This is a genomic window from Streptomyces vulcanius (assembly GCF_042653945.1).
Taxonomy (GTDB): Bacteria; Actinomycetota; Actinomycetes; order Streptomycetales; family Streptomycetaceae; genus Streptomyces; species Streptomyces mangrovi.
In genome coordinates this window covers 1-24,798 of sequence record NZ_JBHSFK010000077.1, presented here as the reverse complement: position 1 = coordinate 24,798, position 24,798 = coordinate 1, and the positions used below count along the sequence as shown (strand labels likewise).

24 protein-coding genes and 2 pseudogenes are annotated in these 24,798 nt (G+C 70.5%); 21 read left to right on the top strand and 5 right to left on the bottom strand.

Annotated features, from left to right (window positions below; genetic code table 11):
- Both ACFPIH_RS54850 and ACFPIH_RS54845 read left to right on the top strand, forming a co-directional pair.
- Positions 1-296 (top strand): annotated as a pseudogene (locus ACFPIH_RS54850) (ATP-binding protein); the annotation flags it as partial.
- Between the two features lie 41 nt (positions 297-337).
- Positions 338-1,798 carry a hypothetical protein gene (locus tag ACFPIH_RS54845; protein ID WP_381168561.1) on the top strand — a complete coding sequence of 487 codons (1,461 nt, stop codon included), beginning with the start codon at positions 338-340 and terminating at the stop codon, positions 1,796-1,798.
- A gap of 364 nt (positions 1,799-2,162) precedes the next feature.
- Here ACFPIH_RS54845 and ACFPIH_RS54840 read toward each other — a convergent pair whose 3' ends face one another.
- Positions 2,163-3,329: a helix-turn-helix domain-containing protein gene (locus ACFPIH_RS54840; RefSeq protein WP_381168559.1), complete on the bottom strand. Its 1,167-nt coding sequence runs from the start codon at positions 3,327-3,329 to the stop codon at positions 2,163-2,165.
- A gap of 155 nt (positions 3,330-3,484) precedes the next feature.
- On the opposite strand from ACFPIH_RS54840, the gene ACFPIH_RS54835 reads away from it, so the two are divergent.
- On the top strand, positions 3,485-3,724 hold the full coding sequence (locus ACFPIH_RS54835) for a hypothetical protein (RefSeq protein WP_381168558.1): 240 nt from the start codon (positions 3,485-3,487) through the stop codon (positions 3,722-3,724).
- A gap of 41 nt (positions 3,725-3,765) precedes the next feature.
- Positions 3,766-3,924: a hypothetical protein gene (locus tag ACFPIH_RS54830; protein WP_381168556.1), complete on the top strand. Its 159-nt coding sequence runs from the start codon at positions 3,766-3,768 to the stop codon at positions 3,922-3,924.
- A 152-nt stretch (positions 3,925-4,076) separates the two neighbouring features.
- Here the strand turns inward: ACFPIH_RS54830 and ACFPIH_RS54825 are convergent, their stop codons facing one another.
- Positions 4,077-4,454 carry a VOC family protein gene (locus ACFPIH_RS54825; protein ID WP_381168554.1) on the bottom strand — a complete coding sequence of 126 codons (378 nt, stop codon included), beginning with the start codon at positions 4,452-4,454 and terminating at the stop codon, positions 4,077-4,079.
- Here ACFPIH_RS54825 and ACFPIH_RS56585 point away from each other — a divergent pair.
- The 4 genes and pseudogenes from ACFPIH_RS56585 (at position 4,444) to ACFPIH_RS56580 (ending at position 6,354) form a co-directional block, all read left to right on the top strand.
- On the top strand, positions 4,444-4,620 hold the full coding sequence (locus ACFPIH_RS56585; protein WP_465270401.1) for a DUF7848 domain-containing protein: 177 nt from the start codon (positions 4,444-4,446) through the stop codon (positions 4,618-4,620). The two genes, ACFPIH_RS54825 and ACFPIH_RS56585, sit on opposite strands and share 11 nt — an antisense overlap.
- Positions 4,621-4,711: 91 nt before the next feature.
- Positions 4,712-5,127, top strand: a pseudogene (locus tag ACFPIH_RS54820) (ATP-binding protein); the annotation flags it as partial.
- A gap of 21 nt (positions 5,128-5,148) precedes the next feature.
- Complete coding sequence (locus ACFPIH_RS54815) at positions 5,149-5,874, top strand: hypothetical protein (protein ID WP_381168552.1); 726 nt, start codon at positions 5,149-5,151, stop codon at positions 5,872-5,874.
- A 90-nt stretch (positions 5,875-5,964) separates the two neighbouring features.
- Positions 5,965-6,354: a DUF7848 domain-containing protein gene (locus ACFPIH_RS56580; protein ID WP_465270400.1), complete on the top strand. Its 390-nt coding sequence runs from the start codon at positions 5,965-5,967 to the stop codon at positions 6,352-6,354.
- Here ACFPIH_RS56580 and ACFPIH_RS54810 read toward each other — a convergent pair.
- On the bottom strand, positions 6,351-6,890 hold the full coding sequence (locus tag ACFPIH_RS54810; protein ID WP_381168550.1) for a hypothetical protein: 540 nt from the start codon (positions 6,888-6,890) through the stop codon (positions 6,351-6,353). The two genes, ACFPIH_RS56580 and ACFPIH_RS54810, sit on opposite strands and share 4 nt — an antisense overlap.
- Positions 6,891-6,920: 30 nt before the next feature.
- The gene (locus tag ACFPIH_RS54805) at positions 6,921-10,715 is read right to left on the bottom strand and encodes a phage tail protein (protein WP_381168548.1); all 3,795 of its coding nucleotides are present in this window, start codon (positions 10,713-10,715) and stop codon (positions 6,921-6,923) included.
- Positions 10,716-10,894: 179 nt separating this feature from the next.
- Between ACFPIH_RS54805 and ACFPIH_RS54800 the strand changes: the two genes are divergently transcribed.
- From ACFPIH_RS54800 to ACFPIH_RS54740, 13 genes are all read left to right on the top strand, one after another.
- Positions 10,895-12,472, top strand: a complete 1,578-nt coding sequence (locus tag ACFPIH_RS54800; RefSeq protein ID WP_381168546.1) for a phage tail sheath family protein — start codon at positions 10,895-10,897, stop codon at positions 12,470-12,472.
- 108 nt (positions 12,473-12,580) lie between these two features.
- Positions 12,581-13,024 (top strand): phage tail protein, encoded by a 444-nt coding sequence (locus tag ACFPIH_RS54795; RefSeq protein ID WP_381168544.1) that lies wholly within the window; start codon positions 12,581-12,583, stop codon positions 13,022-13,024.
- A gap of 11 nt (positions 13,025-13,035) precedes the next feature.
- Entirely contained in the window at positions 13,036-13,509 is a 474-nt protein-coding gene (locus ACFPIH_RS54790; protein WP_385879351.1) for a hypothetical protein, read from the top strand.
- Positions 13,506-13,649, top strand: coding sequence for a DUF6760 family protein (locus ACFPIH_RS54785; RefSeq protein ID WP_381168540.1), 144 nt, complete (start codon positions 13,506-13,508; stop codon positions 13,647-13,649). Before ACFPIH_RS54790 ends, ACFPIH_RS54785 begins: the two co-directional genes overlap by 4 nt.
- A 12-nt stretch (positions 13,650-13,661) precedes the next feature.
- Entirely contained in the window at positions 13,662-16,706 is a 3,045-nt protein-coding gene (locus ACFPIH_RS54780) for a hypothetical protein (protein WP_381168538.1), read from the top strand.
- A gap of 47 nt (positions 16,707-16,753) precedes the next feature.
- Complete coding sequence (locus ACFPIH_RS54775; RefSeq protein ID WP_381168536.1) at positions 16,754-17,191, top strand: phage tail protein; 438 nt, start codon at positions 16,754-16,756, stop codon at positions 17,189-17,191.
- A complete protein-coding gene (locus ACFPIH_RS54770) occupies positions 17,188-18,012 on the top strand; it encodes a CIS tube protein (protein WP_381168534.1) in 825 nt (274 codons plus the stop codon). The genes ACFPIH_RS54775 and ACFPIH_RS54770 overlap by 4 nt, the downstream gene beginning before the upstream one ends.
- The gene (locus ACFPIH_RS54765) at positions 18,012-19,883 is read left to right on the top strand and encodes a VgrG-related protein (RefSeq protein ID WP_381168532.1); all 1,872 of its coding nucleotides are present in this window, start codon (positions 18,012-18,014) and stop codon (positions 19,881-19,883) included. Before ACFPIH_RS54770 ends, ACFPIH_RS54765 begins: the two co-directional genes overlap by 1 nt.
- 43 nt (positions 19,884-19,926) lie before the next feature.
- Complete coding sequence (locus ACFPIH_RS54760) at positions 19,927-20,208, top strand: PAAR domain-containing protein (protein WP_381168530.1); 282 nt, start codon at positions 19,927-19,929, stop codon at positions 20,206-20,208.
- 7 nt (positions 20,209-20,215) lie between these two features.
- Positions 20,216-20,629 (top strand): GPW/gp25 family protein, encoded by a 414-nt coding sequence (locus tag ACFPIH_RS54755; RefSeq protein WP_381168528.1) that lies wholly within the window; start codon positions 20,216-20,218, stop codon positions 20,627-20,629.
- A complete protein-coding gene (locus ACFPIH_RS54750) occupies positions 20,626-22,572 on the top strand; it encodes a putative baseplate assembly protein (protein ID WP_381168526.1) in 1,947 nt (648 codons plus the stop codon). Before ACFPIH_RS54755 ends, ACFPIH_RS54750 begins: the two co-directional genes overlap by 4 nt.
- Positions 22,573-23,130, top strand: a complete 558-nt coding sequence (locus ACFPIH_RS54745; protein WP_381168524.1) for a phage tail protein — start codon at positions 22,573-22,575, stop codon at positions 23,128-23,130.
- The gene (locus ACFPIH_RS54740) at positions 23,127-24,479 is read left to right on the top strand and encodes an NADase-type glycan-binding domain-containing protein (RefSeq protein ID WP_381168522.1); all 1,353 of its coding nucleotides are present in this window, start codon (positions 23,127-23,129) and stop codon (positions 24,477-24,479) included. Before ACFPIH_RS54745 ends, ACFPIH_RS54740 begins: the two co-directional genes overlap by 4 nt.
- Positions 24,480-24,589: 110 nt before the next feature.
- Here ACFPIH_RS54740 and ACFPIH_RS54735 read toward each other — a convergent pair.
- The coding region (locus ACFPIH_RS54735; RefSeq protein WP_381168520.1) for a hypothetical protein at positions 24,590-24,798 on the bottom strand (209 nt) is incomplete at its 5' end.

Below are 24,798 nucleotides of genomic sequence, written 5' to 3'. Positions count from 1 at the left end.
CCATCGACTTCCCCGTCCCCGACTCCACCCAGCGCCTCGCCCTCTGGCACCGCTGCCTGGCCCCCCTCCTCCCCGGCGCCGGCGACCTCGATCTCCCCTTCTGCGCAGGCTCCTTCGAACTCGCCGGCGGCAACATCCGCTCCATCGCCGTCACCGCCGCCTACCTCACCGCCGAAGCGGGCTCACCCCTGACCATGCGCCAACTGATCCACGCAGTCCAACGCGAATACCAGAAGCTGGGCCGCCTCACGCTGGCCAGCGAATTCGGCCCTTACGTCGACTTGCTCATCCCGTGACCGGACGGAGGAGAACCGCTGTGCGTACGCACGAAACCCCAGTGACGACTCAAGGTGCCGAGCGCACGCGCCGCACCGCCGTGCCGGTCCGCGCAGGGGAATCGGCCGGCTCGCTGAAGGCCCTACTGCCGACACTGCAGCGGACGGTCGGCAACAAGGCGGTCGTAGGGCTGCTGACCGCGCAGCGGACGACGGTCCAGCCTCAGGTGCAGCGGGCCCCAGGCATGCCGCTGGAGGAGGCCAACCAGGACCGGATGCCCCCAGGCGACCGCCGCGCCCTGGAAACCGCCGTGGCCGGATACATTCCGCTGGCGTTCACCGCGTTCAGCAACGCCACCACCGCGCACGCGGCAGCGATCAAGAACGAGGCGAAGGCGAAGGCGGAGATGATCGCGATGGTCGTCGACGTGGCGACCGGCTTCCTCGCACCTGTTTTCGCCAACTACGTGATCAGTCAACTGGCCGCGAAGGCGGCGTCGGCGCCGGTGCAGGAGGTCACGAAGAAGGCGATCACACGTCTCATCTCACAACAGGACACCCTGAAGGCGTCCTTCACCGGCGCCACGAAGATCGCCAACCAGCTGATGAAGAACAGTTCCAATACGTTGTTCGGCGAGTCGGAGATCGACGCGTTCGCACTAGGTCTGCGCAACTCGTTCCAACGCGGCGCCGGCTCCCTGCTCAACCAGGTGACGACGATGCCCGACCCGCAACTGATCGCACTGTGGACCGCGTACGACCCGGACAACGCCGACGAGTCCGCCTACCGGAACTCGCTCGGTGAACTCTTCGCCCGCTACCAGAAGCAGGTCGAGCCCATCGGCGAGCGTCTGACCGTCGGGGGTGAGATGGGAGTCGGAAACAGTGCTTCCACCGACCTGTACGAAGTACAACTCGCCTCCCGCAAGCGCTTGGCGACGCTGACCAGTTGGACCATGGGAGGCGTCAATCTGGACGCGTGGATCACGCCGGACATGGAGTCGGTGGCCCGCGCGAAGGCGAAGGCACTGGGCCGCCCGCCGACGACCATCGCGCTGCGCGACGTCCACATCCCCTTGGCCGAGGTCCTCGATCCGCCCCGACCCGACCTGCGCAACAAAGACATGCTGGACATCGTCCGTTCCATGCCGGCAGCGGAGCGCCGCCGCGCTGGCGCCAACCCCGACGTGATCACCGTGGTCGAGACCGGACGGGAAATCGACGGCCGCGTCCCCAACCAGAACGAACGCCACCAGATCCTCTTCCTGCTGGGCGACTACTCCGAGCACGCGGTCGCCTGCCTCAAAGAGATGGACAGCTTCTTCCCGTCCTACTCGATCGTCGAGCGCCACCTGACCGCGGCCGGCCCCGGCGAGCGGAGCCGCCTCGCCCAGGACGCTTGGTTCATGGAGAAGCTCCGGAACGAGTTCAGCGGCTACGCCCTGGCGAAACTCCTCTTCATCCTCGGCGTCGGCCCCAAGCCCGAGGAACCGGCCGACATCCCGTACTACCCCGGGTTGTGAGACCCAGCCTTACGGATCTCCTTGACCTCGCGCTCGTACTGGCCCGCACGGCGGCCGACAGCGGTCGGTGTACGTCGCTGGACGACATCCTCAAGGCGTTCGGCCACACTCCTGAGTCACTTGCCGCACTTCCGGAGGACGATCGAGGCAGGCCCGCCCTCAGAATGGTCCCGGAGGCCGAGCAGCCCGGATGCTTCAGAGAAGGATTGCCCCGGGTGAGGTCAGGCCGCCTGTCGAACCGGGCACTCCGGACCCGATTCCGGAACTGGCCCCGGACGTCGAGAGCCTGTCATGCCTTCTCATCGAGCACCGGGACAAGGAACGTCACCGTTGATCTACCTCGACGCGCCATCAAGCGCTGACGTCAGAAGGGCACGCCGGCGCGCTTGGCCAACCGGGTCAGGCGTGGGTTGCTGCGGCGGTGCAGCGAGGTCAAGACCCGCATCAGCTCCTGTGACGTCGGGTGCACCCGGGCCATCTCCGGCGCGATGTCCCAGGCCACTTCGAGCGATTCGAGAGCACCGTCCCGGTCACCCAGTGCAAGCTTCGACCGGCTGATGTTCATGTGCAGCGGTCCGACGCGGGTGGCCGGGAGCGTCAGGCCGCCTCGGATCAGGTCGTCCGCCGTGTCGAGCGACTCGCGGTAGTCCTCCAAGTCGGATGCCGTGGAGATGACGTGCACGGCCGTGTTCTCCGGCCCGAAGTGGATGCCGTGGTCCTCGATGTCCTCGGGGAACTCCCCGGCCGCCCGACATGCGGCGTCGATGTGGGCGGCGGCGGCCTTGTCCTTGATCCGACCGGCCAGGGTCAGCCCTCGCAGGTGCAGGATGCCGAGGCCGTACGCGCGATCACGTCCCCGAAGGGTTGTCTCAGCCTCAACAACCGCGCGGTCCACAATGGCCAAGCCACCTGCGAAGTCCCCGGAGTTGAGGAAGGCGCCGGCCTCGTCGCGCGCCGCCACCGTGGCGGCAATCGGGTTCGCACGCTCGGCAGCCATCCGCTGTTTCATGACGGCCAGCTCGGCGAGGTGCATCCAGCGGTGCCGGGCGGCAAGCCAGTACACGACCGAGTACGTGTCGGCGACGCGCGTCCAGGCGTCGGGCGACTGGGTGGCGTGGGCGAAGTTGGTCGTCCGGGCGAGCACGCCCGGGGTCTTCTGCAATACGGCCGACAACTCCGTCCGGTAGCGGTGCTGGTTCAGCTCGGCCAGCTCGCGGGGCAGGTCCTCAGGGTGGGGCGGAGGGCCGTCGGGGATGTCGAAGCGCCGGATGGCGTAGTTCAGGGCCGTAAGGCTGTTCTCGTCGGCCCCTTCGACTGTCGCCGTGCCCAACAGCTCGTCAAGTGTCATCCGCATGGCTCGTGCCAGGTCGGCGGCAGTGCCCTGCGTCAGCGCGCGGTCGCCCACCTCGATCTTGCTGAGCAGTGAGACAGAGATGTTGGCCCGCCGGGCAAGGGCGACCTGGCTCAGGCCACGCGCCTTGCGGCAGACGGCCACATTGGCACCGGGTCCGGGAATCTTGGTCACGCTCATACCTGTGCGTCTTCCCCGCTCGACTTCCGTTACGTCCCATGGTCGCACTCCGGCCACTCGCGCGCCCCGGTGTTGTGCAAGAGGTGTGCAAGTTCGGCTTGCACGGCGGCAGTTCTCTTGGGTGACACACGTATGCCCAGGTGGGACGAGGGGTTATGGCACAGACATACGAGAAGCCACCGACGACGCTCAGCCAAGTCGAGCCGCCCTACCCGGTGGGGACGCTCGTTGAAGACACGCTCTCGAAGCGCACCGGCGAGCTTCACGGCGTGATCGAGGAGCGCACGAAGGAGGGCGACAAGCTCATCAGCCAAACGGCGTTCCTGCGGCCGGAGGGCGGTGGCGCGGAATGGGACGTCCCTTTGAATCACGTCTGCCCCGTCGAGAACCCTTAAGCACCCCCACGAAGCGCGCGGTCCTTGTCACCCCGGGCGACGTGATCGGCTACGAGGGCGAGTGGCGCACCGTCAAGGCCGCGAAGACGGACCGGGGTCCGATGGGCGGGTTGGCCGTCGTGGTCACCTGGGAGGAGGGCGGCACGGCACGCTTCCCCGCCGGGGATGAACTCCTCCTCGGCGAACCGGACTCGGCCTGACCAGTACTGAGCCCCACCCCGACCGGGGCGGGGCTCAGTATGCATGGGAGGACTTCAAGAAGGGCGATGAGAGGCCCAAGCCCGAGCTGCCGCCCTCGGAGAACGACGACGAGCAGGAGCAGCCCCAGCGGAGCCGCCTGTCTGCGTCCCTGTCAATCCCGAACGAGACAGAACGGGTGACCTGCCGGGTCGGCATAGATCCGCCAACTGCGCTTCTGGTCACCAGCGTCGAGCAGCGTGGCGCCCAGTTTGAGAACCTCTTCCTGGCCCTGATCGAGCTCCGTGACCCCCAGGTCGAGGTGGAACTGCTGTGGCCGGACAGGGTCTGGCCACCGAGGCGGCCGATGGTCTTCCACACGCTGGAAGGCGAGCACGAGCTTGGTGTCGGTGTGGAGGGTCGCCCAACTGTCGCCGAGCGCCCACCGTGGGTCCGGCTGGTTCACCACACCGCCCAGGAGCGACTGGTAGAACCGGGCGAGCTCAAGGACATCGGCGCAATCCAACACGACACACTGCAGCTTGGCGATCACGAAGGGCAGCGTAGACCAGCGTCACATAGGCCACCCCCGCAGCCTTGATCACGATCTACAGCCGGAGTATCAGGCGGCCAGACACCTGAAGGCCAGCCCGGAGCATCTGTCCTACCAGGAGACGGTCACCCGTCCGTACCGCTTCGAACCGAAGGCGTGGCGGTGAGGGCGCACGTGGTCATAAAGGGCTCAGGATGGACGCTGACCCAGGAGACCGCCGGCGGAGCCCCTGGCGGCATCTTCGGTGCCTGGTGCCTCACCGCAGGATCGAGAGCGCCTACCTCCTCCAGCGCATGGAGTCCTTCGACGGCCTCGCCATCCTCGCCACCAACCTCCGTGCCAACCTCGACGACGCCTTCACCCGCCGCCTCGACCTGGCCATCGACTTCCCCGTCCCCGACTCCACCCAGCGCCTCGCCCTCTGGCACCGCTGCCTGGCCCCCCTCCTCCCCGGCGCCGGCGACCTCGATCTCCCCTTCTGCGCAGGCTCCTTCGAACTCGCGGGCGGCAACATCCGCTCCATCGCGTCACCGCGGCCTACCTCACCGCCGAGGCTGGCTCCCCCCTGACCATGCGCCAACTGATCCACGCGGTCCAACGCGAATACCAGAAGCTGGGCCGCCTGACCCTGGCCAGCGAATTCGGCCCTTACGTCGACCTGCTCGTTGCGTGACCGGACCCTGGGGAGACCGCTGTGCGTGCTCACGATGAACGGCCGCCGACGAGTGAGGAGCCGAGCCGCCCGCGCCGTACCGCCCAACCGGACCCCTCAGCGGTCGTGGCGCTGGCCGCTCTCCAGCGCACGGCCGGCAACGCGGCGGTCGTACGGCTGCTGGGCGTGCAACGGATGCCCGATGCCGTCCGTGGACACCGGGCGCGGCGGAAGGCGGTGGCCGACTCCCCGTACTCCCGAAGGCCACAGTCGGCTCGGCAGCAGGAGCAGCAGGGCTTCGACCCGGCCGTGCCCCGGGCCGCGCAACTCCCGGCCCAGGGCCCGGGCGGCGCAGCCATCTGGCGTGGTACCAGAAGCGACATCGGGTTCACCAAGGAGACGACGAACGCCGTGTTCGCCAACACGCCTAGCCAGAACGCCAACGGGCGCACCGAATACCAGTGCGCGAAGTGCAATGCCTTCATCCCCCGCAAACGCGACCGCACCCCGGCGGACGGCGACCGTTTCGTCGCCATCGACCACATCTCGGGAATCATCGCCTACGTGCAGACAAACGCCACGGAGGTGACCTGGGCAGTCGGCGGCCGTACCGTCGCCGCGATCACCCGCGACGAGGCCAAGCGGTGCGCCAACGACCCGGCCAACCTGCGGGTCCTCTGCGCCCAGCCGTGCAATGGCGGCACCCGAGCCGCACAGAGCGCGAGCCGCCGCTACGACACGGACAGGGCGGTGCGGTGGGTGGGGTAGCCGCCGACGGCCCGGCCACCTCCACCCCGGCGACGAACGCCTGCCTCAGGCAAGGCAGGCAGGCGAGGACGACGTCAGCGGACGGGGCCTGTGGATCGTGAACGCTCTCTCCGAAAAGTGGGGCGTACTGTTGTCCGGGCACGGCGAAACGGTCTGGGCTTCCGGACACCGAGCCCGACGCGGAGGCGCACACCTTCACCATGTGGTGCGCCGTCTGCGAGGCGGCCTTGCCCGACGTCCGAGGACGCCAAGGACGGCACGGCATGGGCAGCCAGGCACCTCAGGGTCAGTCCCGAGCACCTGTCCTACCGCGAGACGATCACCCGTCCATACCGCTTCGAACCGAGGGTGTGGCAGTGGCGGCGCCTGCCGAAGGAGCCCCTGACGGCGCCTTCGGCGCCACGCGTAAGGATCCGACGCGTGGAAATCCTCGACTCCCTCGCTGGCTTCTGCCGACGGATCTCTGGCCCAGGACACTAGGCCCGAGTGATCTTGAGCGGGGAGGATGCCGGAACCAGCAGTACTCCGTCCGGCAGCTCCCAGCGTGCCTTCGGGGCCGCGGCCCACTCCGGCTCGTCCGGCCAGTCGCTCAGGTAGCGCCGTCCGAGATAGGCCACCGCGAGCGGCTGTTCCAGCTGGACCGGCGGGTCTTCCTCCATGAAGGACAGATCGTCATCGTCGTCGGCGGTGACGAACCCGAGGTACGTGCTCGCGAACTCGGTGGCGATGCCGATCAGCTTCGCCAGAGCGTCGGTGTTGCCCCGGTTCTCGTCGAAGTCCTCGTCGAGCCGGCCCTCGTCGACGGCGATCTGCACCATCCAGCTGTCACCGAGGCGGACCGAGGCCACGAACTCCGACGGGTCCGGCAGCCACACCTCCAGCGACGGCCCGAAGTCGGAGGGCGCCGTCTGGAAGCCCTGCCCCTCCAAGACCTCGGCGAAGCGCTGCCGGTCGGCCGGGGCGGACCCGTCACGGTCGTCGTAAGGCAGGCCGATGAACCGGATCTTGTCGTCCATGATGGCATCCTGTCATGTGCGGGGCGGAAGTCAGTAGGGCGTCTCCTTGACCGTGCCGTACTTCGCGGCGATGTCCCTGAGCTCCTGCGGAACGTCGGAGAGCGGTGATTTGAAGACGAATTCCAGTTTCGCATCCGGCCACCGTTCTCTGTGCCGCGCGGCCTGCACCTCGAATTCCTGCAGACGCTGCTCCTGCAATTCTCGCCGACCCTTCTGCCACTTCGCCAGCTTATCGGGATCGGCGGACGTGCTCGCCTTGGGCGAGTCCCACGGGAACTTGTCCTTCATGCCCTCATAGTTCTTGAACTCGATGACCTTCTCGCCGAAGTTGACGATGATGTCGAGTCCCTTGACCGACTTCCCGGACTTGGGGCTGATGTAGGTCTCGCCCAGCAGGGTGATCTTCACGCCCTCGTCGATCAGCCAGGCGGCGTAGCGGATCTCGCCGATCGCGCCGGTTACCGTGGTGTGGCTCGTCGCCACGTCTTTGAGCACCTTCTCGGAACCCGAGATGGGGGCGATCTTGGCGAACCAGGTCAGCACCTCGTTGGTCTGCCCACCCAGGTTCTTCACCGCCTTGAGGAGGTAGGGTTCGAATTTGGCCTCGGTGAGGAGGGGACCCAGGGGGGCCGGTTGCCCGGTCATCGCCGAATGCAGTTTATCGGCAAGCGTCTGCGCTTCCTCGCCCACCTTGTGATATTCGTCGGCGAGTACCTTTACCTGATCGTCCGGCACCCCTCCGGCAAGCGCTTTGGTGTATTTCTGTGCATTGCGGGAGTTTGGCCGGAAGTAGAGGTCGAATTTCTTCTCCGTCTCCTTGACGTCCTTCTCGAGGCCCTTGTCCACCACGAAGATGACCGGCGCCGGATACTTCTCCTTCGAGGCGGCCAGTTCCTTCGCGGCGATGCTCGCGATCTCGTAGTTCTTCTTGAGCAACGCCGTATTTGGGTTCGCGTCCGGGTCGGGCTTGCCGATCGGCTTGGAGTCGCTGCGGGTCGTCTGGACATGCACGACCTCGCCCGCGTCGGAGCGGGAGTCGACGACGAGCCTGAGCGGGACGCCATGGGTACGGGCGATGCCGGGCAGGCGGCCCTGCACGCCGGCGTGGGTGGCGTCGGGGGTGAGCAACTTCTGCGCGTCGCTGACGGCGTCCTTCTCGCGGTCTGCCGAACTCTTCGGGCTGTCCTTGCCCTTGCTGTCTTTGCCGTTCTTGCCTTTGCCCTTGAGTCTTGCCCACAGCCTCTTCGCCGCCTTCGCGATGAAGTCGACGATCTTGTCGATCGCCTTGTTGACCGGTTTGGCGACCGCGTGGAAGACCTCCTTGACCTTGTTGGCCAGGTTGCCGACGCCCAGGAGGGCGGCCAGGAAGCCGATGAGGACCGGGATCGAGGCGACGAGGGCGCCTTCGATGAGGGCGGGGACGCCGCCCCCGCCGCCGCTCGCTATGGCGATGACCGCGTCCAGGATCGAGTTGACGAACTGCATGATCTGGGCGCCCTGGGTCACCACGAACGTGACGATGTCGATGATGCCCTTGACGGCGCGGATGAAGGCCGATGCTGGGTTGAGGAGGGAGACGATCCAGGTGATGCCGGCGACGATGACGGTGGGGATCAGGTAGGCGGTCAGTTTTTGGAGGATCGTCGACTTGAGGTCGCCGACGGAGGCCTTGATGTGGTCCACGGCGCCGGCCGGGCCCTCGCGTTGGAGGGCCTGCGCGACGGGGACGGACTGTTCGGCTGCGGTGACCGCCTGGTCGGGAACGCCCTTGCGGGTGATGCGGGCGCGGATGTTGGCCCAGGTCAGGCCCAGCATGCCGCCGATCAGCTGGATGATGCCCTTGAGGTCGAATTTGGCGGGCAGCGCCAGCCCCGCGCTGACTGCGGTGCCGAGGAGCCAGGAGATCAGGCCCTTCTTCAGGTGGTCGCCGATGTTGGCCATGAACTGCTTGAGGCCGGCACCGACTGCCGTCACCAGGTTGCGCAGGAACCCGATCGGGTCCTTGATGATGTTCATGACCGCCGTGGCGGCCTTTGCCAGGACACCGAGCAGCATGTTCTTGAGCTCGATGATGGTCTGGATGACACCGACGACGGCGTCCTTGACCTTGGCGATGAGCCCCTTGTTCTCCTCCTGGAGCTTCTTGATCTCGTCGTCGACCGCGTTCAGTGCCTGGGTGTACTTCTGTGCGAGGTCCTGGACCAGCTGGTCCGACTTCGCGTTGACATCCGCTTCCAGGCCGTCGAACTTCTCCGTGAAGTCCTTGGCGGCCTCCTGGCCGAACTTCTTCAGGTCGGCGGGGAGTTTGTCGACCTCGGCCTTGAGCTCGGTCCGGCCGCGGGCGATGCGGTCTTTTGCCTTGCCGAGTTCGGTGCCGATGAGGTCGGCGATGGAGGAGATGACCTGCTGCATCTGGGCGACGTAGAGCTTGCGTGATTCCTGGAAGAGCTGGTTGGCCTCCTCCGGCATCCCGGCGAACTTGTCCTTGACCCACTTGAGTTTGCCGGTCCAGCCGGAGTAGCGCTTGTCCTTGTAGGCGTCCATCCGGCGTTTGTGGTCGGCGGTGAAGGCGTCCCGTGCGGCCTTCTCGCCGGCGGTGAATGTGTCGTCGACGAGCTTGTCGAGGCCGGACAGGGTCTTCTCGACGTCCGTCTTCGTGCCGTCGAAGACCTTCTGCAGCCGGGCCGTGACCTCGGCGCGCTTGCGCTCGTCGGCGGACTTGGTGGCGCTCTTGCCGCCGTCGACCTGCTTGCCGGTGGCGGTCCGGGTGGCGGCGAGGCCGGTCATGGCCTGGGCGCCGGTGGCAGCCGCACCCTGCTTGGCGGCGGCCAACTGCTTGGCCTCGGCGCCGCGGGCCTGGCCCGGCGCCGTCGCGGAGTGCTGCTCGCCCTCCTTCTTGGCGCCGAGAGCATCCGTGAACTGGGGCTCGTTGCTCTTGGCGAGCTGGTCCTCCGTCACCTCGGCGTCGGCCATCTGCTGGTTGACCTGCTCCGGGCCGCCGGAGAAGTCGGTGACCGCGTCCGGTTGCCTGGCCGGGACCGCACCTGCCGGGTCGGGGGTGCCGGGTACGGGCGGGGGCGCGTCGGGAGTGAGCGGCGTGACCGGCTTGTCCTGGGCCTTGGACAGGTCCGGGCCCGCCTTGGTGGCGGTGTCGATCTCCTTGGCGGAGGCGGCCTTGCCCTGGCTGACCTGGCCACTGACCTGGCCCTTGACGGCATCGGCCTTGCCGGACTCGGAGAAGTTGTCGGCCTCGTCGAGGTTCTTCGGAGCCTGCGCGGCGATGGCCTGGTTGACGGCGGCGATGAACCCGGCCTTGTCGAACACACCGGGCTTGGCGGCGTTCATCTTCTCGGCCTGCGCGGCTTTGCCCTGGGCCTGCTTGTCGTCCGGCGGGGCGACGGCGGCGTTCTGTGCGGCCTTCGACTCCGTGGCGGCGGGGGAGTGCCGGGAGGCCGCGGTCTTCTTCGCCCGCACGTCGGACTTCAGGTTCTGGAAGGCGGGCGAGGCGGACGGCGGCGGCTTGACCGGCGGAGCCGGGGCGTCCGTGGAAGGCGCGGCCGCGGTCTGGCGCTGCACGACCAGCCGGGCAACCGCCGCGTTCCCCGCCCCTGCCTGAAGCAGACGCAACTGCCGCGAGGTGAGGCCGGCCACAGGGGCGCTCTCCGGCCCGGCCGCGGTGGGTGAGGCGGATTCCTCGACCGTGGGAGCGGCCTGGGCGGGGGCCTGGGCGGGGGCCTGGGCTGGCGCCGCCGAGCGTGCCGGTGCCGCCACGCTGGTCTTCGCGCTGGTCTTCGCGCTGGTCTTTTTGTCCGGCGCCGCCTTCATGGCCGCAAGTGTTCGGGTTCGTGGTCACTCGTACACGAGAGCGGTGGGTACGGCCGGGGGAAGGGCGGCGTGCCTGATCGGGCAGTGGGCTGTGCACCGCGCCGCGGACGACGACACGTTCCAGGTGATCGCGACCGGAGTCAGAATCTGGTTCGGCCGCAGGTCAAGGAGGAGTGGGTATGCCGTCCTATCTGTCCCCGGGCATCTACGTCGAAGAAGTGGAGGCCGGGGCACGACCGATCGAGGGAGTGGGCACCTCGGTCGCCGCGTTTCTCGGCTTCGCCCCGCAAGGGCCCCTGAACGAGCCGACGCTCGTCACCAACTGGAGCCAGTACGTGGGTGCCTTCGGCGACTTCGTCGAGGGGTCTTATCTGGCGTCGGCCGTGTACGGGTACTTCGCCAACGGGGGCGGGAACTGCTACGTCGTCCGCATCGGAGACGGCGGGAACGGCGTCGCGGGAGAACTGCCGAGCGGGTCCGCCGGCGAGACGGCGGGCGGTGAGTCCGCAGCCGAGGCGCTGCTCGGCGGATTCCGGGTCCGGGCACTGCCGGGCGTCACCGGTGAGATCACGGTCGAGGTCGGCGGGGCGGACGGCGAGGCGCCGCCGAGCGAGGCGTTCAAGCTGGTGGTCAAGGTGGACGGGGAGGAGAAGGAGACCTACCCCTCGGTGTCCGCCCGCCGCGGCAAGGACAACGTCGTCACCAAGGTCAAGGAGAAGTCGCAGATCATCGGCCTGGAGGAGGTCAGCCGGGCCGCCGCGTCGACAAAACCCGACACCGGCACGGTCGTCCTCGCGGCCAAGTCCGGCACGGCTGCCCCCGCTCCGGCCGGGTCCGGGACGGTCGCGCTGTCGGCCGACAGCTACATCGGCGACGCCGACGAGCGGACGGGCTTCGGCGGTCTTGAGGCCATCGACGAGATCACGATGGTGGCCGTACCCGACCTGATGAGCGCCCACCAGCGCGGCATCGTCGATGACGAGACCGTCATCTCGGTGCAGCATGCCCTGATCGCCCACTGCGAGTTGATGGGCGACCGGGTCGCCATCCTGGACGCTCCCCCCGGGCTGTCGCCGCAGCAGATCAAGAACTGGCGGATGGACACGGCCGGCTTCGATTCGAAGTTCGCGACGCTCTACTACCCGTGGATCAAGGTGTTCGACCCGTCGGTCGGCCGTAACAGCTTTGTCCCGCCGAGCGGGCACATAGCCGGGGTATGGGCTCGCAACGACGAGTCGCGCGGTGTGCACAAGGCGCCGGCGAACGAGGTCCTGCGGGGTGCGGTCGGCCTCCAGACGCAGATCACCAAGGGCGAGCACGACCTGCTCAACCCGATCGGCGTCAACTGCGTCCGCTCCTTCCCGGGCCGCGGAATCCGGGTGTGGGGCGCCCGCACCCTCTCCTCCGACGCCGCCTGGCGCTACCTCAACGTACGCCGGCTCTTCAACTACATCGAGGAGTCGATCCTGACGGGCACGCAGTGGGTCGTCTTCGAACCGAACGACGACGCCCTGTGGGCGCGTATCCGGCGCACCATCTCGGCCTTCCTGGTCAACGAGTGGCGCAAGGGCGCGTTGTTCGGGCTGACCCCGGACGAGGCCTTCTACGTCAAGTGCGACCGGGAGACCAACCCCGCCGAAGGCATCGATGCCGGCCAGGTCGTCTGCGAGGTCGGGGTCGCTCCGGTCAAGCCCGCGGAGTTCGTGGTGTTCCGGCTGGCACAGCTGTCGGGTGGCACGGGATCGGTCGACGAGTAGCAGAACGGCAGGCGGGTCATGGCCCGACGGTAGTGGGCAGCCCGCGGATCGGTCCCGGGGCGGTGGAAGACCGCCGCTCCACACACGAGATGACCCATGGAGGCTGGGATGGCACTCCCCGAACTTGACAGCTCTGTCGGCCACTCCTTCGGGCTGGAATTCGACGGCGTGGTGATCAAACAGATCACCGAGGTCAGCGGGTTGAAGATGGAACAGGACGTCATCGAGCTCAAGCAGAACACCGCCGACGGAAAGTACGCCATCAAGAAGCTGCCGGGCCGACCGAAGGCCGGCGAGTGCACCGTCACCCGCGGTCTGACCGAGGACAACAGCTTCGAGGCGTGGATCAAGTCCTCCCGGTTCGGGAAGATGGCCGACGCCCGGAAGAACGGCGCGATCATCGTCTACGACTACGAGGGCATGGCGATCAAGCGTTACCAGCTGATCAACGCCTGGCCGAAGTCGCTGGAGATCGGCACGCTCAAGGCGGGCGACACCTCGGTCCTCACCGAGAAGCTCGCGATCACGTACGAGAGCATGGAAGTTGAGTGATGCGCAGGGGGATGCCCTCTCCGGCGCGGCAGGCGGCACCGCCTTCCCCGGGCGCACCGGAGCAGGACCACATCGGGGGACCGGGCGAGAGCGCGAGCGGTGCGGGGCGTGACACGCTCCGCTCCGAGTTCGCCTTCGAACTGCCACGGGGGTACGTGGACCAGTCCGGCACCGTGCACCGGCACGGTGTGATGCGGCTGGCCACCGCCCGGGACGAGCTCATCCCGCTGCGGGACGACCGGGTGCGGGAGAACTCCGCGTACCTGTCGGTGGTCCTGATCGCCCGGGTGATCACCCGGCTCGGCACCATCGAGGACGTACACGCCGGCCTCGTGGAAGACCTGTTCGCCTCGGACCTCGCCTTCCTCCAGGACTTCTACCGGCGGATCAACGCGGAAGGCCACACCCGCGCCGCGGTCACCTGCCCCTCCTGCCAGGAACACTTCGCCGTGGACCTGGCCGGGGGCCGCCTGGGGGAATCGTGACGTACGCGGTCGAGCGCCTCTACGAGGAGATCGCGTACCTGGCCTATCACTTCCACTGGCCGCTCGAAGAGCTGCTCGATCTGGAACACCACGAACGGCAGCGGTACGTCGAGCAGATCGCCCGTCTCAACGGGCGGTGAGAGGACACCGAGATGGGACTGCTGTCCTGGCTGACGAGGAGCGGTGAGGGCTCGCGGGGCGTCACGGAGCCCGGGACGCGAGCGCGCGCCGACGCCGGGACGACGCCGCCCGGACCGGACGCGGCGACGGACACACGGGTCATGGACGGGTGGTGGTCGACGCCACCCGTCCAGCGGACGCTGAGCGCGCCCATGGGGCTGCTCACCGACCCCGGCGGGTTCGGCGGGCGGCTGGGTACATGGCAGGACCCGACCGTCACCGGACCGCTCGGTCATCTCGTCAGCGCACAGGCGCCGTCAGGCGTCGGCCACGGGCTGGCGGAACCGACGATGCCGGTGCAGCGGACGAGCGTACGGCCGGAGGCGCACGCCTTCGGCGCGTCGCGGGGCGCGCAGGATCCGGCGCAGGCGCAGGCGCAGACGCAGACGTGGGCGGGCGAGCCCGGCGTGGCGTCAGCAGTCGCTTCAGCCGTCGCTGACGGCGGGTCCACAGACGGGCCGGGTGACCCGCACGGCACGGGTGGCCCGGTCATCTTCCGGTCGGTGTCCCCGGATTGGGGCACGGCACAGCATCAGAACCGGGGCGCGGGCGGTGTCTCGTCGTTACCCGATGGCGTACGGGCGGTCGCACCGGCACCGCTTCCCCTGGCGCCACTCCAGCGGACAACCCTTCCGCCGACCGGCCCGGAGCCGGATACCTCACCGCCCGCTCCGGTGACGGTCCTGCGCCTGCCGTCCCTCCCGGCAGCCCCCGCGGGCCCAGCACCCGCCCGCCCCCTGAATGTCGCGGAGTCACCGGACGTACCGGCGTGGGAACTCACGGCGGTCCCTCAGTCCGTGCCGGACGCGGGGCCCGGCCCCCTGGCCCCGGGACCCCCGGACGAGCCCGTCGCCGACCTGCTCGCCACGCCCGACGCGCGTGCGGGGCAGGACGAGGAGGGCGGCGTCGTCCAGCGAACCGAAGCGTCGGTCATCGACCGGCCGACGCCGGTACGGGACACGGCCTCGCTCCCGCTTGCCGCGCCGCGCACCGGCACGGCCGCAGGCCAGGTACCGGGCGCCGCCCCCACCGCTCCGCTCATCGGCGGCGTGGACGTCCCCGGGGCCGCCGTGCGGCCCGTTGTGCAGCGTGACGTCGCGGCTCCGCCGCGTCCGCGTCATCGGGGTCTCGGCGAGCCACTCGCCGCGTTGCCGCCCACCGCCCTGCCGCTTCCGGGCCCGGCGGCGCGGCCGGCCGAGTCCGCCGTGTCCCCTTCCGTCCCCTCCGGCGTGCACGTCTCCCGAACCGTGGAGGTCCCGGAGACACCGGCGGCGGTCCCGGAAGACCAGGGCGTCCCGCACGCTCCGGCGGTGCCGGACCTCGTGGCAGGCCCGGCCGAGCCCGGAGTCTCGTCGCCCGACGGCGAGGGCACCGCGCCGCTGCTCGGCGACACGCCACCGTTGACCTCGGACCCGGTGGACCTCGGCACAGGGTTCTCGCCCGAGACGGCGACCGGCGCCGGCGCCGGCACCGAAGCCGTGAAACTCGACCCGCTGCCCGCTCCGGGCCCAGGCCCAGGCCCAAGTACCGGTCCAGGCCCAGCCCCAGGACCGGTTGCCGTCCCCGGACCCGCCGCCGGTTCCCGTGGTGCCGCCGGGCCCCCGGGGCCGGTCGCCGTGCAGCGACTCGACGTTCCCGTCAACTCGCCCCACGCACCTCCGCCGACCCATGCGACGCCCGCACCCCCGCCGACCCATGCGACGCCCGTGCCCGCCGAGGCCGATGCGACGCCCGTGCCCGTCGAGGCCGACCGGGCACCGCTGCTCGGGGACGCCGGACCGATCGCGCTGACCGACACGGTGGTGCCCGAGGCGCCTGGTCCGGGAGAGATGGTGACGGCCTCGACACCCATGCCGATGCGGAGGCTGGACGCCGTGGACGAGGCCACGCTTCCCGGTACGGCACCCGAGGCGGAGGTCGGCGCCGGATCCGTGACCCGGGGCGCCGGCCCCGTGTTCCCGCTGGTGGCGCAGCGGTCGCTGCCTCTCTTTACGGTGCCGGCACCGTCCGCCGAGGCGCCGGTCGACTCCGAGCCTCCGGCCGTGGTCCCGGTCCGTTGGGAGCCGGTCGGGGGCGGAGCATCCGTCTCGGGTGCCGGCGGTTCCGCAGGCCGTGCCTGGTCCGCCGACGCCGCAGCCGACGCCGTAGCCGACGGCTTCGGCGGGCCCGGCGACCACGGCGGCCCTCGCGGTGGGCCCACCGCGACCGGCGGCGGCAGCGCGTACTCCGCCGACCGCGGCGGCTCTGGCGGTGGGTACATCCCGACCGGCGGCGGCAGCGCGTCCGTCGGCGCCACCTCCGGCCACGCGGGTGGCGTCGTGCAGCGGGCCGTGGGCGCCGGTGGCGCCCCGCCTACCTGGTCCTACGGCGACGCGGGACGGCCCGGCGCCTCCGGGCATCCCGGCCGCCCCGGGCTTCCCGGGCCCACGAAATTCCCCGGCGGCTCAGGTGCCGGTGCCGTCCTTCCCGACGGCGCCCCCCAGTCGTCCACCCGGGCGTTTCAAGATCCGGGCGCCCTGGGCCCCGCGGTCCCGCTCCAGCGGCTCGCGACGGTACCCGGCGTCGCTCCGCCGCCCGTACGCGGCACCGCCCCGCCGATACCCCTGCCCCCGGCCCCTCGGGGACAGGCGCCGTCGGCCCCCGCGCTGTCCGGCGTCAGCGCGGGGGCCGCTGCGGTCGCCGCCGGGGTGGCCCGGTGGATGCCGGACGGCTCAGTGGAGTTCACCGCGCCCGCCGTGCAGCGTGCCGACGACGGCGCGTCGGGCAGCGAGCCGCCCGCCGACCCGCCGGCGCAGCCCGAGCCGGCCGAACCACCGGGGCCGTCGGCCGGCGCCCCCGACCCCGCCGGCGGCTCCTCGGCCTCGGCCGCCACTTCGGGGAAGGCCGGCGGGGCCGGCGCCCCCAAGGTCACGGACGAACTCGTCCGAGCCCTGCTCGCCCCCCTCAGCAGGCTGCTCAGGGCGGAACTGCGCATCGAACGTGAACGCGCCGGGACCTTGATCAACACCCGGCACTGACACAGCCCCAGTAAGCACCCGGTACCGAAAGAAAGGCAGGGCAGCGGATGTCCACGACCCAGGACCCGGCGGTCACGGTCTGCTTCGTCGTCACGATCGACGGGATCGAGCTGGGGTCGTTCAACACCTGTGAGGGGCTGGGCTGCGAGGTGGTGCTCGAATCCCGCGAGGAGGGCGGCAACAACGGCCACGTCTGGCAGTTGCCGACGCGCCTGAAGTACCCGAACGTCAAGCTCTCCCGGCCGCTGACGAAGGACACCCAGAAGGTGGCCAAGTGGTTCGCGAGCATGACCACCGGGTTCGCCCGCAAGACCGCGCACATCGAGGCCCGTACCGGCGACGACATCATGGTCGCCCGCTGGGGTCTGCTGGAGGTGGTGCCGGTGCGCTGGACCGGGCCGTCGTTCAATCCCGAGTCGCCCAAGGTCGCCACGGAGACCATCGAGATCGCGCACCACGGTTACACGATGGAGCCCGGAGCATGAGCGGGCCCGTGGCGTTCAGCGCGGCAGGCGGCGCGAAGTCGGCGTCGGCCGGGGGCGGCAACGCGCGGCCCAAGCTGGAGCACGCCTACCTCGAACTGCGCACCCCGCCCTCGGGCGGCAGCCTCACCCCCGGTGGACCCTGCGGCCGGATCGACTTCCAGTTCAATCCCAAGGAGCTCAGCCTGGGCAAGTCGGCGTCCTGGAAACGCACCCCCGCCAAGGGCGCCAAGAGCGCGGGGCCGCCGGAGTACCAGGGGCCGCAGCCCAGCAAGCTCACCGTCGAGATGTTCTTCGACGCGAGTGACACCCAGGACACCAGTGTCGTCAAGGCGGTGGAGAGCCTGTTCGCCTGCTGCGTACCGACCAGCGAGACCCGGCAGGCGCAGCGGTCGTCGCCGCCCTGGGTGGTCTTCCACTGGGGCGGCATCACCGGTTTTCCCGGCTACGTCAGCCAGGTCCAGGTCAAGTACACGCTGTTCACCACGTCCGGGGTGCCGATCCGCGCGGTGTGCCAGGTGACGATGGAGGAGATCAGCGGAGAGACAGCCGGCCAGAACCCGACCTCGGGGGCGCTCACCGCCCGCCGGGTCCACCGGCTCCGCGCCGGCGACACGCTGCAGGGTCTCGCCTGGGCCGAGTACGGCGACGCGGCGGCCTGGCGGGCCATCGCCGAGGCCAATGGCATCGACGATCCGATGCGGCTGGCCGAGGGGCGGGAACTGCTGCTCCCCTCGGCCGACGAACTGGACACGGTGCCGGGCGGGGCGCCGGAGCCCGTCGTGTACGGGTCCGGGGCGACCGGTGGCCGGAGGGACGGCTGATGGCCAAGGACACCGTCGCCAAGATCCTGGTCATGGAGATCGGCGGGACCAGGCTCCCCGCCGACCTCGCCAACACCCTGGTGGACGGCTACGTCGATGACAGCCGAACCCTCCCCGACACGTTCGTCCTGCGATTCCGCGACCCCAGCCGGGTGCTGCTCGACAAGGCCGGTATCAAGATCGGCTCCGAGGCGCGGCTGCTGGTCGCGTCCGGTGCGGGCGGCTCGCCGAAACCGCTGCTCAAGGGTGAGGTGACCGCACTGGAGCTGGACTTCGACGAGACCGGGACGTTCACCGTGGTCCGCGGTATGGACAAGGCGCACCGGCTCTTCCGGGGCCGTAAGGTCGCCGCCTACCAGAACATGACCGTCGCGGACATCTGCCGCCGCGTCGCCCAGCGCGCCGGGCTCGGGACGGGGACGATCGACGTCTCGGGGCCGGTCCTCGAACACGTCGCCCAGGCGAACGTCTCCGACTGGGAGTTCGTCCGCGGCCTGGCCGAGGACGCCGGAGCGCAGGTCTACGTGATCGACGGCGCCCTGCATGTCACCAGGCCCACCGCGGCGTCCGGTGCGCCCGGCTCCTCGGCCCGCGCCGACCGGGACCCGCTCGTGCTGGAACTCGGGAAGAACCTGGTGCGCTGCCGTGCCGGGGTGACCGCCGCCGAGCAGGTCTCCCAGGTCCAGGTGCGCGGCTGGGACACCAAGACCAAGCAGGCCCTGGTCGGCACGGCGGAGGCGGGCACGGCGGACACCGTCCAGCTAGGCATCGGCCCGGCGGACGCGGCGCGCCCCTTCGGGAAGGCGGACTACCTCGTCACCGACAACACCTACGGTGCGCAGGCCCGCGTCGAGCAGGTCGCCAAGGCGCTGGCGCAGCGGATCGCCGGGTCGTTCGCCGAGATGGAGGCGGTCATCCAGGGCAATCCCGACGTCCGGGCCGGCGGCGCGGTCGCACTGTCCGGGGTCGGCGCCCCGTTCGAGGGCCGGTACACCGTCACCGCCTCCCGGCACGTCTTCGACGCCCAGCGCGGCTACGAGACCTGGGTGACCGTCTCGGGCCAGCAGGAACGCTCCCTGTCGGCACTGGCCGGGCATGCCGCGGGCCGGGCGGGCCGGCTTCCCGAGGTGGACGGCGTCGTCATCGGTCTCGTCTCCGACACCAAGGACCCGGACAAGCTCAGCCGCGTCAAGGTCAAGTTCCCCTGGCTGTCCGAGGAGTACGTCAGCGACTGGGCCCGCTGCGCGCAGACCTCCGGGGGAGGGGGCAAGGACGGCAAGGGAACCTCCGCGTTCGCCCCGGAGGTGAATGACGAGGTGCTGGTCGGGTTCGAGCAGGGCCGGCTCGACCGCCCGTACGTACTCGGCTGCCTCTTCAACGGGCAGGACAAACCGTCCACGGCGAGCGGCGAGCTGATCGACGGGACCAGCGGTGCCGTCAACCGGCGGTCGTTCTCCTCCCGCAGCGGCAACCAGCTCGAACTGCTCGACAACGCCTCAGGACCGCAGGGCGTACGGGTGGTCACCGGCGACGGCAAGCTCACCATCGACCTCGACCGCAAGGGCACCAAGATCATCGTGCACAGCGACGGCACGGTGGAGATCGACGCCAAGGACAAGGTCACCGTCAAGGCGGGCAACGGCGCGCTGATGGACGCGGGCAACGGCACCCTCGAACTGACCGGAAAGTCGGTGAAGGTGACCGCGCAGACAGGCGTCCAGGTGGACGGCGGCAGCGGCCAGGTCGGGCTCAAGACGAGCGGGGGAGTGGAGGTGAAGGGCAGTCAGGTCGCGGTCAACGGCACCTCGCGCACGGAGATCAAGGGCGGCGCGACCTGCACGATCAACGCGGGCCTGGTCCGGATCAACTGACGACGACGAAGAACGACAAGCCGACGAAGAAGGAGCCACCTCCATGCCACCCGCCGCTCGCGTCGGCGATCCCACCGGCCACCCGGGGACGGTCGGCCCGCCCGGCGCGCCCACCGTCCTCATCGGCGGCATGCCCGCCGCCACGGTCGGTACCACCCATATGTGCGCCTTCCCGCCGCCCGCCGTGCACCCGCCGTCCGTGATCATTCCGCCGGGGTGCCCCACCGTCCTGATCAACGGCAAGCCCGCCGCCCGAATCGGTGACACCGCCGCCTGCGGGGCACCGATCATCGCGGGCTGTCCGACCGTCCTGATCGGCGGGTGACCGGCCGATGGGACAGCAGTTCGTCGGCGCGGGCTGGGCGTTCCCGCCGCGCACCGACGCCACCGGGAGCATCGCCCTGGTGCGCGGCGAGCGGGAGATCGAGGAATCGATCCGGCTCGTGCTCGCCACCTCCCCGGGGGAGCGCCCCATGCGGCCGGAGTTCGGCTGCGCCGTCCACGACTACGTGTTCGCCCCCGCCGACGCCGGCACCGCGGGCCAGGTCGCCTACGAGATCCGGCTCGCCCTGGACCGCTGGGAGCCGCGGATCGAGGTCGTGGGCATCGACGTCCGGTTCGACGCGGTGGAGGACGGCGTGCTGTACATCGACATCAGCTACACCGTGCGTGGCACGAACGACCCCCGCAACCTCGTGTTCCCGTTCTACGTGATCCCCGCACACGAGGAAGGAACGGGTCCGTGACGCTGCCCAGCCCCCATCTCGACGACCGGAAGTTCCAGGGACTCGTCGACGAAGCCAAGCGATTCGTCCAGCAGCGTTGCCCCGAGTGGTCCGACCACAACGTCTCCGATCCGGGCGTGACCCTGATCGAGGCGTTCGCCACGATGGTCGACCAGCTCCTCTACCGCCTCAACCGCGTGCCGGAGAAGAACTACCTGGCCTTCCTCGACCTGATCGGCGTCCGGCTGCACCCGCCCACCGCCGCCCGTACGGACGTCACGTTCTGGCTCTCCGCGCCGCAGCCCGAGACCGTCCGGGTCAGGACCGGCACCGAGGTCGCCACCGTGCGCACCGAGACGGAGGAGGCGGTCGTGTTCACCACGGTCCGCGACCTGCCGATCGTGCCGTGCGGGCTGACCCGGCTGGCGACCTGCCCCGCCGGAGGCGGGGCCACCGACCGTACGCAGGAACTCGCCCTCGGCCGCGACGTGCCCTGCTTCGACGACGAGCCCGTCCCCGGCGATGCCCTGTACGTCGGCCTGACCAACCCCGTCCCGGCCGGGGTCGTCGTACTGCGCCTGGACTGCCGGATCGACGGCGTCGGCGTCGACCCGCGGCGCCCGCCGCTGCGCTGGGAGGCATGGGACGGCACGGCCTGGGCGCGCTGCGACGTCGAGGAGGACACGACCGGCGGCTTCAACCGCCCCGGCCAGGTGATTCTGCACCTGCCGGGCAGCCACGCGGAGTCCACGATCGCGCGCCAGGCCGCGGGGTGGGTGCGCTGCCGGCTGGTCTCCGCCGAGCCGGACCAGCCCACCTATCTGCAGTCACCGACCATCCGGGAGGCCGAGGCCTTCACCATCGGGGCGACGGTCGAGGCCGTGCACGCCGAAACGGTGACGGACGAGGTCCTGGGGCTGTCCGAGGGCGTGCCCGGCCAGTCCTTCCACGTCGCCAGGCCACCCGTCGTCCCGGGCGACGAGCCGTTCGTCGTGGAGGTGGCGGACGGCTCGGACTGGTCGCAGTGGCACCGCGTCGACGACTTCGCCCTCTCGGGACCCGGCGACCGGCACCTGACGCTGGACCCGAACTCCGGCCGGATCGACTTCGGTCCGGCCGTGCGCGAGCCGGACGGGACGATCCGCTACTACGGCGCCGTGCCGGCCAAGGGCGCCCCGGTGCGGATCCGCGCCTACCGGACCGGAGGCGGCAGCCCGGGCAACGTCGCCACGGGGACGCTGCGGGTGCTGCGCACCTCGCTGCCGTTCGTCGCGCGGGCCGAGAACCGGCGGGCCGCCGTCGGCGGGGTCGACGGGGAGAGCGTGGAGAGCGCCAAGGTCCGCGGTCCCATGACGCTGAGCACCCTGTACCGGGCGGTCGTCCCGCGCGACTACGAGGTGCTGGCGCGGGAGGTCGCCCCGGACGCGGCGCGGGTCGCCTGCGTACCCGCGGGGGAGGGCGAGGAGGGCGGCGTGCGGCTGCTTCTGGTGCCGGCCGTGCGGAGCGACGAACAGGGGCGGCTGCGCTTCGACGACCTGGTGCCGCCCCGGGAGACGCTGCGGGCCCTCGCCGACTACCTGGACCAGCGCCGTCTCATCGGCACCCGGCTGGTGGTCGAGCCGCCCTACTACCAGGGTGTCACCGTCGTGGCGTCCGTCCTGGCGGCCCGCGGTGCGGCTGCCGACCCGGTCCGCACCGCGGCGCTGGCCGCCCTGTACGGGTACTTCAACCCGATCACCGGAGGACCGAGCGGGGAAGGGTGGCCGTTCGGGCGGCCGATCCACGCCGGAGAGGTGTACGCCGTCCTCCAACGGGTGCCGGGCGTCGACCTCGTCGAGGACGTCAGGCTCTTCCCGGCCGACCCGCTCACCGGGCAGCGCGCCGACCCGGTCACCAGGATCGTGCTCGACCCGCACGCCCTCGTCTTTTCCTATGAGCACCAACTCCGAATGCGGGAGGCCTGAATGCGCGGAACAGTCGCGGGACTGCCCACGCCTCACCCACTCATCTACCAGCTCCCCGCCGTGTACCTGGGAGAGGACTTCATCCAGCGGTTCCTCGGAGCGCTGGACGACGTACTGGCGCCGGTGCTGCTGACCATGGACAACCTCCCCGCCCACCTCGACCCGCGCACCGCCCCGGAGGACTTCCTGGCGTGGATGGGCGAGTGGGTGGCCACGGGCCCGGTCGCCGGTCAGCCGGCCGGACAGCGCCGGGCGGCGGTCCTCGGGGCGGTGGAACGGCACCGCCGACGGGGAACGAGAGGCGGCCTCGCCGAAGCCGTACGGCTGGAGTTCGGCACGGAGGCGGAGATCGAGGAGTCGGGCGGGGCGTCGTGGTCCGAGACGGCACACAGCCCCCTGCCCGGGCCGGCCGGCACTCGGCCCCGGGTCACCGTACGGGTGCGGGTGGCCGACCCGGACGCGGCAGGCGCGGAGCGGCTACGGCGGCTGGTGGCCGGTGAGATGCCGGCGCACGTCGGGTACGACACGGAACTGCTCGCCCTCGAGGACGCGTCATGAGCGGCCCCGGCGGGCGGGCCTGCCCGGACTGCGGCCACCACAACGCGCCGGGCACGGCGTTCTGCGCGTCCTGCAACGCCTTCCTGGACTGGGAGGAGAACGGCGCCGGCTCCGCGACCGGCGGCCAGGGCCAGGGCACGGGAACGGCGCCCCGCGCAGCCGTCGTGGAGCCCGCCGTCTCCGTCCCGGCGGTGCCGGCTCCCGTGGCACCGGGCACCGTGGCACCGGACGTGTCCGGTTCCGGGCCGTCCGTCCAGGGAGCCGCGGTCGCCGGTCCCGCGCCGGAGCCGACGGCCACCCGGACCGCTTCCGTCCTGCCCCGGCCGGAGACTTCGCCACCCGCTCCGACGCAAGCCCGGGCGCAGCCGCCCGGTTTCACGCCGGAGCAGACTGTCCCGAATCCTGCGGGCCCCTCCGTCCCCGCCGTCCCCTCCGTCCCCGCCGCGCCGGCCGGACCGGTCCGGCCCCGGACGCCGGCGGAACCCGGGGCCTCCGGCACCGTGCGGCGGCCCGGTGAGCGGTCGGCGGACCCGGACGACCTGCCCGCTTCGGCGGACACGCAGGGCACTGCCGCGACCGCGCCCCGCCCCCGGACCCCGGTCCACGACCTGATCTGCCGGGCATGCGCACAGGCCAACCCCCGTACCCGCACCCTGTGTGTTCGCTGCGGTGCCGTTCTCAACGCGCCCACGACGCGGGAGGAGCGGCTCTCGTGGTGGGCGCGACTGCTGCGCCGGCTCCGCCGCCGTCCGCCGCACCGGCTCGCGGCCGGGCAGCGTCCCGCGGCCCGGGCATGGCGACGGCCGAGCCTCGCGATCCCGATCACGCTGGTTCTCCTGCTCGGCGGTGGCTACCTGGTACGGCCCCACCTGAGCGGCCTCATCGACAACCTGCGAAACCAGACGGCCAAACCCACCCCCGTCAACCCGAAGTTCGCCGAGGCGTCCAACCAACTCAACGACCATGGGCCGAACTTGGCCTTCGACGGGGCGAACAACACCTACTGGGCGCCGGCGTCGGCCGGCGCGGGTACGGGTGAGGATCTGGAGGCGCGCTTCGAACAGCCCGTGACGCTCAAGAAGGTCATCATCCACGCCGGGGTCTCGATCAACAAGGACGAGTTCCTCAAGCAGGCCAGGCCGTCCGTCCTCGACGTCGAACTGGCCGACCCGAACGGCGAAGTCAAGAAGAAGCAGCTCAAGCTGCAGGACAAGCCGGGGCCGCAGACGCTGGACCTCGCAGGGAAGAACGTCAGCTCGGTGCGGTTCATCATCCGGTCCAGTTACGGAGTCGAGGGGAAGGACCGTCACACGGCGATCCTGGAGGTCGAATTCTTCGGTCTGCGATGACGACGGCTCGGGACGCCCGGCGCCAGGGCGTCCTCCCCCGGTGGTGGCGTCCGGCGCGCGACGCGCCCCGGAGCAGCGGGCCCGGCGGCCGCGCGCCCCGGCGCCCGCCGCTACACAGGGTGGGAGAGCCCGCCGGACGGCGGGATCCCCAGGGAGGCCAGCATCGCCGAGTAGCCTCTCCGGGCCCGCGCGCTGTCGGCCGCGAGCCCTGCGGCGTCGCACGCCCGGATCAGGACCCGCCACGCGGCGTCGCGGTGCCCGTCGACCTCGAGGCAGTGTTCGGCCGCCTCCACCGCCTCCACCGGCCGGCTCTGGGCGA

Coding starts and splice junctions, on each gene's coding strand:
- ACFPIH_RS54840 (WP_381168559.1), bottom strand. CDS start 3,329: ATGAGCGTGACCAAGATTCCCGGACCCGGTGCCAATGTGGCCGTCTGC.
- ACFPIH_RS54835 (WP_381168558.1), top strand. CDS start 3,485: ATGGCACAGACATACGAGAAGCCACCGACGACGCTCAGCCAAGTCGAG.
- ACFPIH_RS54810 (WP_381168550.1), bottom strand. CDS start 6,890: ATGGACGACAAGATCCGGTTCATCGGCCTGCCTTACGACGACCGTGAC.
- ACFPIH_RS54805 (WP_381168548.1), bottom strand. CDS start 10,715: ATGAAGGCGGCGCCGGACAAAAAGACCAGCGCGAAGACCAGCGCGAAG.
- ACFPIH_RS54800 (WP_381168546.1), top strand. CDS start 10,895: ATGCCGTCCTATCTGTCCCCGGGCATCTACGTCGAAGAAGTGGAGGCC.
- ACFPIH_RS54795 (WP_381168544.1), top strand. CDS start 12,581: ATGGCACTCCCCGAACTTGACAGCTCTGTCGGCCACTCCTTCGGGCTG.
- ACFPIH_RS54790 (WP_385879351.1), top strand. CDS start 13,036: ATGCCCTCTCCGGCGCGGCAGGCGGCACCGCCTTCCCCGGGCGCACCG.
- ACFPIH_RS54780 (WP_381168538.1), top strand. CDS start 13,662: ATGGGACTGCTGTCCTGGCTGACGAGGAGCGGTGAGGGCTCGCGGGGC.
- ACFPIH_RS54775 (WP_381168536.1), top strand. CDS start 16,754: ATGTCCACGACCCAGGACCCGGCGGTCACGGTCTGCTTCGTCGTCACG.
- ACFPIH_RS54770 (WP_381168534.1), top strand. CDS start 17,188: ATGAGCGGGCCCGTGGCGTTCAGCGCGGCAGGCGGCGCGAAGTCGGCG.
- ACFPIH_RS54765 (WP_381168532.1), top strand. CDS start 18,012: ATGGCCAAGGACACCGTCGCCAAGATCCTGGTCATGGAGATCGGCGGG.
- ACFPIH_RS54760 (WP_381168530.1), top strand. CDS start 19,927: ATGCCACCCGCCGCTCGCGTCGGCGATCCCACCGGCCACCCGGGGACG.
- ACFPIH_RS54755 (WP_381168528.1), top strand. CDS start 20,216: ATGGGACAGCAGTTCGTCGGCGCGGGCTGGGCGTTCCCGCCGCGCACC.
- ACFPIH_RS54745 (WP_381168524.1), top strand. CDS start 22,573: ATGCGCGGAACAGTCGCGGGACTGCCCACGCCTCACCCACTCATCTAC.
- ACFPIH_RS54740 (WP_381168522.1), top strand. CDS start 23,127: ATGAGCGGCCCCGGCGGGCGGGCCTGCCCGGACTGCGGCCACCACAAC.